Annotated in this window: 8 protein-coding genes and 1 pseudogene; 7 read left to right on the forward strand and 2 right to left on the reverse strand. The window is 60.5% G+C overall.

The genetic code is table 11. The annotated features are described in order from the left end of the window. From ABYA88_RS13775 to ABYA88_RS13785, 3 genes are all read left to right on the forward strand, one after another. Nucleotides 1-613 (forward strand): U32 family peptidase (locus ABYA88_RS13775; RefSeq protein WP_373187964.1); only part of this gene is annotated, 613 nt, incomplete at its 5' end. Further along, the gene (locus ABYA88_RS13780; protein ID WP_373187965.1) at nucleotides 607-1119 is read left to right on the forward strand and encodes an SCP2 domain-containing protein; all 513 of its coding nucleotides are present in this window, start codon (nucleotides 607-609) and stop codon (nucleotides 1117-1119) included. The genes ABYA88_RS13775 and ABYA88_RS13780, both read left to right, overlap by 7 nt. 10 nt (nucleotides 1120-1129) lie before the next feature. Further along, on the forward strand, nucleotides 1130-1513 hold the full coding sequence (locus tag ABYA88_RS13785; RefSeq protein WP_373187967.1) for a putative zinc-binding protein: 384 nt from the start codon (nucleotides 1130-1132) through the stop codon (nucleotides 1511-1513). A gap of 5 nt (nucleotides 1514-1518) precedes the next feature. On the opposite strand, the gene narL is transcribed toward ABYA88_RS13785, so the two are convergent. Continuing rightward, nucleotides 1519-2124, reverse strand: a complete 606-nt coding sequence (gene narL, locus ABYA88_RS13790; protein ID WP_373187975.1) for a two-component system response regulator NarL — start codon at nucleotides 2122-2124, stop codon at nucleotides 1519-1521. Then, nucleotides 2102-4070: pseudogene (locus tag ABYA88_RS13795) on the reverse strand (histidine kinase). Before ABYA88_RS13795 ends, narL begins: the two are co-directional and overlap by 23 nt. A 297-nt stretch (nucleotides 4071-4367) precedes the next feature. Here ABYA88_RS13795 and ABYA88_RS13800 point away from each other — a divergent pair. From ABYA88_RS13800 to ABYA88_RS13815, 4 genes are all read left to right on the forward strand, one after another. Continuing rightward, a complete protein-coding gene (locus ABYA88_RS13800; protein WP_373187968.1) occupies nucleotides 4368-5969 on the forward strand; it encodes an MFS transporter in 1602 nt (533 codons plus the stop codon). A gap of 14 nt (nucleotides 5970-5983) precedes the next feature. Then, on the forward strand, nucleotides 5984-6442 hold the full coding sequence (locus ABYA88_RS13805) for a universal stress protein (protein ID WP_373187970.1): 459 nt from the start codon (nucleotides 5984-5986) through the stop codon (nucleotides 6440-6442). A 19-nt stretch (nucleotides 6443-6461) separates the two neighbouring features. Then, nucleotides 6462-7952, forward strand: coding sequence for an MFS transporter (locus ABYA88_RS13810; protein ID WP_373187972.1), 1491 nt, complete (start codon nucleotides 6462-6464; stop codon nucleotides 7950-7952). Nucleotides 7953-8040: 88 nt separating this feature from the next. After that, nucleotides 8041-10286, forward strand: a 2246-nt coding sequence (locus ABYA88_RS13815; protein WP_373187973.1) for a nitrate reductase subunit alpha, incomplete at its 3' end; no start/stop codon positions are given.

The following is a 10286-nucleotide window of genomic DNA, read 5'->3' on the forward strand; positions in this document are numbered from 1 at the left end:
CGAGGCCAACGATATCGCCGCAGTGCAATATCTGAGTCAACGGGGAGTCGAGTTCATCGGCGGTCCTTCACTCAATCTCTACAATGCCTATGCCCTGGACGAAATGGTCGGTCTCGGCATGCTGCGCTGGGTACCGCCGGTGGAGGTGTCGGAAGCCTTGCTGCGCAATCTGGTTTGCCAGGCGTGGCAGCAGGGCTTGCGTCTGCCCGAGATCGAAATCTATGCCTGGGGCTACCTGCCTCTGGCCTATTCGGCGCGCTGTTTTACCGCCCGTGCCGAGAATCGTCCGAAAGACGACTGTGGCTTTGTTTGCCAGGATTACCCTGAAGGTCTGCCGCTGCTCAGCCAGGAAGGACAGCCGCTGTTTACGCTTAACGGGATTCAGACCCTGTCGGCTGGCGTTACCAACCTGCTGGCGGAGTATCCGCGGATAGATGCAATGGGCGTGCAAATGCTGCGCCTGAGCCCTGCCGCGCGCGATATGGAAGCGGTGGTACGCAGTTTTGATCAGGTCAGATGTGGTGCGGAGCCGCCACTGGCGATCGATGGCTGCAACGGTTACTGGTACGGAGAGCCAGGGATGCTGCGTGTCGAGGAGGCAGGCCTATGCTGAACCCGGCGCGTTTTGTGCTGCGCGTTGCTGCTCCGGTGTTGGCACTGGGCCGGCATACCCCTTTTCCAGTGCAGCGGCTGCTGATTGAGCAGAGCATGGCGCGACTGTTCGCCGAACCCGTTGCCGACGGCAGCTTTGATTGCCTGCGGGGCCGCTGGCTGCGGCTCGAGGTGTCTGATCTGGGTCTGGCCTGGAACCTGACCCGCGGGCGGCTGGGGTTGCAGCTGAATGCACGGGCGCCTGCCGACCTGGTGATTCGCGGCAACTGGCGGGATTTTCTGCTGCTGGCCAGCCGTCACGAAGACCCGGACACGCTGTTTTTCCGCAGGCGACTTACCGTTGAGGGGGACACGGAACTCGGCCTGGAAATCAAGAACCTGATCGACAGTCTCGATCCGGACGACCTGCCGCCGCGCCTGTGGCGGATTTTGCGCTGGCTGGGGGCAGAAGTGGTGACCGATGAGCGCTCGCCGACTGCGGCCACCGCGTCTGAAATATCAATGTGAAGGAGGCGACATGCCGGTCAAGACTGATCCGCTGATCTACTCATGCTCCGGGTGTTCGAACGTCGCGCAATTGGCCAACGCCTTGGCCCTGCGTTTGGACCGTGCCGGAATTGCCGAGATGTCCTGTATCGCCGGGGTGGGCGGCGGGGTGCCATCGCTGGTTCGGGTTGCCCGGTCCGGCCGTCCGGTGGTGGTAGTCGACGGCTGCAAGCTGGAGTGCGCAAAAGCATGCTTGCGGCAAGCGGGTGTAGAGCCGGACCTGCACGTGATGCTGGGTGATTTTGGTCTGCGCAAACGTTTCGGCGAGGATTGCAGCGAGGAGCAGGCCGACCTGCTGGAAGACGAGTTGGTGGAAATGGTCTGGCGCTTGAAACGCCAGACATCTCCTGGCTGATATCGCTAGGCGATGTTGTTCTCCACGACCCAGACCGCGGCTTCGGTACGTGAGCGCATGCCCAGCTTGTTCAGCAGCCGCTTGACATGCACCTTCACCGTTCCTTCGGCAATATCCAGGCGCCGCGCAATCATCTTGTTGCTCAGTCCCTTGGTGATCAGCTTCAGCACGTCCTTTTCCCGTTTGGTCAGATTGGCGGCCTGCACCTGAGAAGGTGTCTTCGGTCTTTCGCGAATAGCTTCGGCCAGCACCATTGTCAGTTCGGGGCTCAAAGCCAGTTTCCCGCTCGCAGCCAGGCGCACATGCTCGACCAGGTCATCCGCGTCCATGTCCTTGAGCAGATAGCCATCGGCGCCCTGGCGCAGTGCCTGGAGAACGTCGGTCTGGTCGTCAGATACAGTAAACATGATGATCCGCGCGTCTATTTCCCGGTCACGCATCTCGCGCAGTGTTTCCAGACCATCCATGCCGGGCATGTTGAGGTCAAGCAGGATCAGATCGGGCTCCAGTTCGAGCGCCAGGCGGATAGCCTCGGGGCCATTCCCTGCCTCGCCGACCGGGTTCATATCATCTTCCATCGCCAGCAGATCACGCAGACCCCGGCGCATCATCGGATGGTCGTCGACCACCAGTATCCTTACCGGGTCTTCCGCCGTGGTGTCGGCAACGATGGCATCGTCGATCATGATCCGGTCCGCTCCTGTTTGATATTAAGTAACCGATAGTCCGGCGGAAAGCGCAGGTACACGCGAGTGCCACCGGCTTCGCGCCGTGTGATCGCCAGCGAGCCGTTGAGACTGTTTGCGCGCTCCATCAGTATACTGATTCCGTAATGTCCAGCTGGCGAGATGGCCTCGGTAATACCAATGCCGTCGTCATCGATGGTGATGTGGATAGTTCCCTGTCGGTCCTGGGCCAGTGCCAGGCAACAGGATGCTGCCTGTGCATGTTTTACCACGTTGCTCAACGCCTCGCGGACAATCTGCAGGCAGTGAATTTCCTCGTTGGGTGTCAGCGGGCAATGATCGAGCTGGTAGTCCATCAGGATCTCCACGCCGGAATTGGCGCCAAATTCCTCTACAGTGGCCTGTAGCGCTGGCTTCAAACCGGGCTCGTTCACCTTGATACGGAAAGTCGTCAGTAGCTCGCGCAGCTGCCGGTAGGCAGAGTTGAGCCCTTGTTCGATCTCCTCCATTGTCTCGGCCAGCTCGGTCGGGGCACAGCCCTTGGCGGCCTGGCGCTTGAGCCTGGCCAGCTGCAGTTTCTGGGCAGAGAGAGATTGCGCGAGAGAGTCGTGCAGCTCGCGCGCGATGACCGCGCGTTCTTCCATCAACGCCATTCTCGCGTGCTGCTGGCCCTGCTCGGTCAGGCTCAGACAGGCCCCGTACAGGTCTGCGAGGGTAATCATCAGCCGCGTCTGCCAGGGCTCGAGCTGCTCTCCGGGAAGCTGCTCAATGCGCAGAGTCCCCAGTTCGGTTGGACCCGAGCGCAACTCGAAACTGACCAGATGATTTCCACTGGGCAGCTGCGCACCATCGTTATTCACCGGGCAGGCTTTGCAGTCGGGCAGCTTGCAGTAATCCGGCGGCTGCAGGCTGAACGAGGTGATCGCGGTGTGGCTACCGGCTTCGGCGATCCGGTTCAGGCAAAGCGAGATCGGGCCGCAACCGAGAATGTCACGTACCTTGGGTAACTGTTGTCCCATCATCAGCACCGGTTCGTCTGGCTGGCTATAGAGAAGCCGCGCGCTGTCGAACAGCAACTGGAGGGTCTCATTGCTGCGTGTCAGTGCAGCGGTTTTCTCGTTGACCTTGCTTTCCATTTCGCCGTAGAGGCTGGCCAGTTCCTGGTTCATCTGGTTCAGGGTATGCGACAGCATGCTCAGCTCGGTTTCACCGGCCACCACCACCTGGCTGGTGAAATTGCCCCGGCTGATCTGCCGCGCCATCGCTGTCAACTGGCGTAGCGGCGTGGCCAGGTTGTTGTTCAGGGCGAATATCAACAGAAATGCGATCAGGACGATCACGAACAGAGTACCGACTTGCAGGGCCCGGATGATCTCCAGCTTTTTCTCCGATGATTGCTGCAATGTGCTGACAAAAGCGTCTAGCTGCGCCACGAATTGCGGTACTTCAGCGCGAAAACGGGTAGCCCCGGCGGGGGCCTCCAGTAGTGGCCGCATGATCAGCTCCCATTGTTCTACCGCTTGCGCGTGCAGGCGGCTCAGTTCGCTTGTGTCATGCCTGATCAGTGCTGACTCTATCGAGGCCGAGGCCAGCTTCGCATTCATTGCTGCTATCTGCTCGTCCAGCATGCCCGGGTCCTGATCGGCGATCAGCGCCAACCGGTATGCCTGCATCCGCAGGCTTCCTGCCTGATTGATTGCTTCAGCGTCCCCTTCCAGGGCATCGGCCATGTACAGAGCGCCGAGCATGCTGATCAGCGTGACTCCGATAATGAGGACGAAGGCGACGAGGGTGCTGAAAACGATCGAATGACGGGGGGCCGGCAGCTCCGCATCGCTTGTTGCGCAATCGCTATGCGTGCTGAGGGTCATTGGGTGACTCCATGGAAAAGGTCTTATGCCGGGTGGGTGCATACCCCTTAAGCCCCAGGAAAGTGCGCACTGAGCTGGATCGCTGCTTGCCCTTTGCTCAAGTTACTGATTATTAGCATTTTATTATTGTTTTAGGGAGTAGCCCGAAGGAGGTATCCGAGCCATTCTGTCATTTCTGCCCACCTGAAACTATTGATATGAATCAAGAGAACCGGGCCTGCCGCCTTATACGGTGCAGTCATCCCCACTGCTTCGGGACACCGGGCGCGGGCATCGCAGGCAACGGAAGGGCATATCATGACAGACATCGAAAAATGGAACCCGGAGGACCCCGAGTTCTGGGACAGCCGTGGCAAGAAAATAGCAAACCGCAACCTCTGGATATCCATACCCAGCCTGCTGATGGGTTTCGCCATCTGGCTGATGTGGGGCATCGTCACGGTGCAGATGATCAATCTGGGTTTCCCGTTTGCTCCGGCTGAGCTCTTTACCCTCACCGCAATAGCCGGCCTGACCGGTGCAACCCTGCGTATACCGGCCTCCTTCATGATCCGCATCGCGGGCGGGCGCAACACCATCTTCCTTACAACCCTGTTGCTGATCATTCCGGCCGCAGGCGCGGGTATGGCCCTGCAGAGCCAGGACACTCCGCTGTGGGTGTTCCAGCTGCTGGCCTTTCTGTCGGGTATCGGCGGCGGCAACTTTGCCTGCTCGATGAGCAACATCAGCAGCTTTTTTCCGAAGAATCAGCAGGGTCTGGCCCTGGGTCTGAATGCCGGGCTGGGCAACTTCGGCGTGACTACCATGCAGATACTGATCCCGCTGGTGATGACCGCGGGCGTATTCGGCGCCTTCGCCGGGGGGTCGATGACGCTGGTCAGTGACAGTGGCACCCTGATCGGCCGTATCGCCGCCGGTACCGAGACCTGGATACAGAACGCAGGCTGGATATGGGTGGTGTTCCTGATCCCGCTGGGCTTTGCCGGCTGGTTCGGCATGAACAACCTGCTGACCATTACCCCCAATCCGGGTAATCCGCTGTCGGCCTTCGGCAAGATTCTCGGTCTGTACGCCGTCGGTTTCGCCGCCGCCGCACTGGGACTTTACCTGTACCTGCCAGCCCCCACCGGGCTGGGTGTGTTGAACATGTGGGTGACCATGCTCCTGATCATGGGTCTGACGCTGTTCGTGCTGCGTCTGCTGCCGGGCAGCATCAAGCCGAACATCAAGCGGCAGTTCCAGATCTTTTCCGACAAGCACACCTGGTCGATGAGCGTGCTGTACATCCTCACCTTCGGTTCCTTTATCGGCTTCTCCATGGCGTTGCCCCTGTCGATCACAGTGATCTTCGGCTACATGAACGCAGTGGCTATCGACGGCACTGTCACCCGGGTGGTTAATCCAAACGGACCGAGCGCGCTGACCTATGCCTGGATAGGACCTTTTGTCGGTGCGTTGATCCGTCCGCTGGGCGGCTGGATTTCCGACAAGGTCGGCGGCTCGATCGTCACCCAGGTTATCTCGGTTGTAATGGTCGTCGCGTCCGTGGCTGCCGGCTACGTGATGCAGCTGGCCTACAGCTCGACTCATCCCGAGCAGTACTTCTTTCTCTTCCTGTTGCTGTTCCTGGTGCTCTTCGCGGCTTCCGGCATCGGCAACGGATCCACCTTCCGCACTATCGGTGTGATCTATGACCGCGAGAAGGCTGGCCCGGTGTTGGGCTGGACCTCGGCAGTGGCTGCCTATGGCGCATTCGTCGCTCCGATCGTGATCGGCGAGCAGGTCAAGGCGGGTACCCCCGAGGTGGCCATGTACGGCTTTGCGGTGTTCTACGCGCTCTGCCTGATCCTCAACTGGTGGTTCTATCTGCGCCCCAATGCCTACGTCAAGAACCCATGAACGGAGTAACCAATATGCGAATCATGATTGCTTATGACCACTCCCGTAACGCCGTCACCGCGCTGCAGAGCACCATCGACATGTTCAAGCCGCTCAAGCCGCTGATCATGCTTGTCGGGGTGGTCGAGGAGAGCCTGGATACCAGCAGCGTGGCGGGCCACAAGTACCAGGAGCAGCGCACCGAATTCGAGGGTTACCTGCGCCTGGCGGCTGAACATGTCGTGGAACAGGGTCTCGATGCCGAGGTGATCATTGCCGAAGGTGACGTGCGCAAGATGATCCTCAAGGCGGTCGAGCACAAGAAGCCGGATCTGCTGGTGATTGCGCGCCATAGCCACGAGCCCGACGGCGGTTTTATTTCACGTTCGCTGAATCTGCTCGTGGATGAACTCGATTACATGACCTTCGGCAGCGTCAGCGCCTTTCTGGCCCGGCGCGCGCCCTGCCCGGTGCTGATCCAGGCCTGTCCGTGACGGCACAAGGAGAACTCAAATGAAAGTGTCTGAAGTCTTTCAATGGAAACGGCCCGAGATCCGCGCGCTGCACCTGACCTGGCTGGCGTTCTATATCAGCTTCTTCGTCTGGTTCGGTATGGCGCCGCTGGCCTCCAGCATGCTCAAGAGCCTGAACTGGCTGACGCCGGAAGATATCAAGCTGTTCGCGATCGCCAACGTCGCCCTGACTATTCCCGCGCGCATCATCGTCGGCATGGCACTGGACCGTTTCGGCCCGCGGCGGGTGTTCTCGATCCTGCTGGTGGTCATGGCGCTGCCGGCGCTGTTCTTTGCCTTTGGCGACACCCGCGTGCAATTGCTGGTATCGCGCCTGGTACTGAGTTCGGTGGGTGCCAGTTTTGTGGTCGGCATTCACATGACCGCGATGTGGTTCAAGCCCCGGGATATCGGCTTCGCCGAGGGCTTCTATGCCGGCTGGGGCAATTTCGGTTCGGCTGCGGCGGCAATGACCCTGCCGGCGATTGCCATCCATGCCTTTGGCGGGCCGGATGGCTGGCGCTGGGCGGTTGCCGCCTCGGCGATCATCATGGCTGCGTACGGGGTTTTTTACTGGTTCGCGATCACTGATGGCCCGGCCGGTACCGTTCACCGTAAACCGCACAAGACCGCGGCGCTGGAGGTCAGCACCTGGGCGGATATGGTCAAGCTGATCATCTGGACCATTCCCATGATCGGGGTGCTGGCGATCCTGGTGTGGCGCGTCGAGGGCATGGGCTACCTGCCGGAAAACGGCGCCTTGATCTGCTATGTGGCCATCGCCGCGGTGGTGGTCTACCAGGTGATTCAGATCCTGCGCGTCAATGTCCCGATCCTGAAAAAGGGCGTGCCCGAGGACGACAAGTATCCCTTCAACAGCGTAGCTGCACTGAACTCCACCTACTTTGCCAACTTCGGTGCCGAGCTGGCGGTGGTATCGATGCTGCCGATGTTCTTCGAAATGACCTGGGGTCTGACGCCGACCACCGCCGGCATCATTGCCGCCTCCTTCGCCTTCGTGAATCTGGTCGCGCGGCCAATGGGCGGCCTGGTGTCGGATCGCATGGGTAACCGGCGCTTCGTGATGCTGGCCTACATGCTCGGCATCAGTGTCGGATTCCTGTTCATGGGCCTGATGAATGAGAAGTGGCCGTTGTTTCTCGCGGTGATCATCACGGTTGCCTGTTCGGTCTTCGTGCAGGGTGCAGAGGGCGCCACCTTCGGCATCATTCCGTCGATCAAGCGCCGGGTCACCGGGCAGATTTCCGGCATGGCCGGCGCCTACGGCAATGTCGGCGCGGTCTGCTACCTGACCCTGTTCACCTTCGTCACCCCTTCACAGTTCTTCATGGTGATTGCCGCTGGCGCTTTCATCAGCTTTGGCCTCTGCCTGTGCTGGCTCAAGGAGCCCGAGGGCGCCTTCTCGGAGGAGTACTACGTGTCCTCGGTGGATCGCGAACTGGAGGTGCTGGAAGCGCAGAAAACCGTCTGAATACGAATCTGTGTGCGCCGCACTGCGGTGCCCCGTAACTACGTGATAGCCGGTCCGGCAAAGACCCGACCGAATGAGGAGATACACCATGAGCCACTTGCTCGATCAATTACGCTTCTTCAACCGCAAGCAGGACGAGTTTGCCGATGGACACGGTGAGACGCGCATCGAATCGCGGGACTGGGAAAATGTCTACCGTGCGCGCTGGCAGTACGACAAGATCGTGCGCTCCACCCACGGTGTGAACTGCACCGGCTCCTGTTCCTGGAAAATCTACGTCAAGAACGGCCTGATCACCTGGGAGACCCAGCAGACCGACTACCCGCGTACCCGTCCGGACCTGCCCAACCATGAGCCACGGGGCTGCCCCCGTGGTGCCAGTTACAGCTGGTACATTTACAGTGCTAACCGCCTTAAATACCCCAAGGTACGCAAGGCCCTGCTCAAGTTGTGGCGCGAGGAGCGGGCGACCAGGGCCCCGGTCGATGCCTGGCGCAGCATTGTCGAGGATCCCGCCAAGGCGACCTCCTACAAGTCCGAACGCGGGCTGGGCGGCTTTATCCGCTCGAGCTGGGACGAAGTCACCGAGATTATCGCCGCGGCCAACGTCTATACCGTCAAGCAATATGGCCCGGACCGGGTGGTCGGCTTTTCACCGATTCCGGCGATGTCGATGGTCAGCTACGCCGCAGGCAGCCGTTACCTGTCGCTGATCGGCGGCGTGTGCCTGAGCTTCTACGACTGGTATTGCGACCTGCCGCCGGCCTCGCCGATGGTCTGGGGTGAACAGACCGACGTGCCGGAATCGGCCGACTGGTACAACTCCAATTACATCATTGCCTGGGGCTCCAACGTGCCCCAGACCCGCACGCCCGATGCGCACTTCTTCACCGAAGTCCGCTACAAGGGCACCAAGACCGTCTCGATCACCCCGGATTACTCCGAAGTCGCCAAGCTGACCGACCTCTGGCTGAATCCCAAGCAGGGTACCGACGCGGCCCTTGGGCAGGCGTTCAACCACGTGATCTTCAAGGAATTCCACCTGGAGAATCCGAGCGCGTACTTCACCGATTACGTGCGCCGTTATACCGATTTTCCGATGCTGGTGCTGCTCGAGGAAGCGGAGCATGGCTTCAAGCCGACCCGCTTCCTGCGCGCCTCCGATCTGGATGACAAGCTGGGCCAGGACAACAACCCGGAATGGAAAACCATCGCGATCGATGAAACCACAAATCAACTGGTCTCGCCGCTAGGCTCGATCGGCTACCGCTGGGGGGAGTCGGGCAAATGGAACATCGAGGCCCGCGAGGGTGGTGAAGGGCGCGATGTGTCACTGCGGCTGAGCCAGATCGACACCGGTGAAGTGGTCAATGTCGCCTTTCCGTATTTCGGCGGCCAGTTGCACGATCACTTCCAGCAGGCCGATGGCGAAGAAATCCAGTACCGCCATCTGCCCAGTCGTCTGCTGAGCATGGCCGATGGCAAGCAGCTACGCGTGGCGACCGTGTTCGACATCCAGGCCGCTGGCCTGGCTATCGATCGCGGCCTGGGCGGCGCCAATGTGGCCAGCAGTTATGACGATGCCAGCGTACCGGGCACCCCGACGTGGCAGGAGCAGATTACCGGCGTCAGCCGTGAGAAGGTCATCCAGGTAGCCCGCGAGTTCGCCGACAACGCCGACAAGACCAAAGGGCGCTCGATGATCATCGTTGGTGCGGCGATGAACCACTGGTACCACATGGACATGAACTACCGTGGCCTGATCAACATGTTGTTGATGTGTGGCTGCGTGGGTCAGACCGGCGGCGGCTGGGCACATTATGTCGGCCAGGAAAAACTGCGGCCGCAGACCGGCTGGCTGCCACTGGCCTTTGGCCTGGACTGGAGCCGTCCGCCGCGGCAGATGAACGGTACCAGTTTCTTCTACAGCCACAGCTCACAGTGGCGCCACGAGAAGATGAGCGTGCACGAGATTCTCTCGCCGCTGGCCGACAAGTCGCAGTTTCCCGAGCACATGCTCGACTACAACATCCGCGCCGAACGTGGCGGCTGGCTGCCGAGTGCGCCGCAGTTCAACCGCAACCCGCTGGCCATCTGCCGCGAGGCGGCGGCCCTGGGGATGGATCCCAAGGCCTATGCACTGCAGAGCCTGCAGGACGGCAGCCTGCGCTTCGCCTGCGAGGAGCCGGACAACAGCGATAACTTCCCGCGCAACATGTTCATCTGGCGCTCCAACCTGCTGGGCAGTTCGGGCAAGGGTCATGAGTACATGCTCAAGTACCTGCTGGGCACGCCCAAGCACGGGGTGATGAACGAGGACCTGGGCAAGCGTGA

This window comes from Halopseudomonas sp. (genome assembly GCF_041579695.1).
Taxonomy (GTDB): Bacteria; Pseudomonadota; Gammaproteobacteria; order Pseudomonadales; family Pseudomonadaceae; genus Halopseudomonas.

What these genes read in the sequence shown, in the direction of transcription:
- ABYA88_RS13805 (WP_373187970.1), top strand. Translation starts at nt 5,984, where the DNA reads ATGCGAATCATGATTGCTTATGACCACTCCCGTAACGCCGTCACCGCG.
- narL (WP_373187975.1), bottom strand. Translation starts at nt 2,124, where the DNA reads ATGATGCGCCGGGGTCTGCGTGATCTGCTGGCGATGGAAGATGATATG.
- ABYA88_RS13800 (WP_373187968.1), top strand. Translation starts at nt 4,368, where the DNA reads ATGACAGACATCGAAAAATGGAACCCGGAGGACCCCGAGTTCTGGGAC.
- ABYA88_RS13780 (WP_373187965.1), top strand. Translation starts at nt 607, where the DNA reads ATGCTGAACCCGGCGCGTTTTGTGCTGCGCGTTGCTGCTCCGGTGTTG.
- ABYA88_RS13785 (WP_373187967.1), top strand. Translation starts at nt 1,130, where the DNA reads ATGCCGGTCAAGACTGATCCGCTGATCTACTCATGCTCCGGGTGTTCG.
- ABYA88_RS13810 (WP_373187972.1), top strand. Translation starts at nt 6,462, where the DNA reads ATGAAAGTGTCTGAAGTCTTTCAATGGAAACGGCCCGAGATCCGCGCG.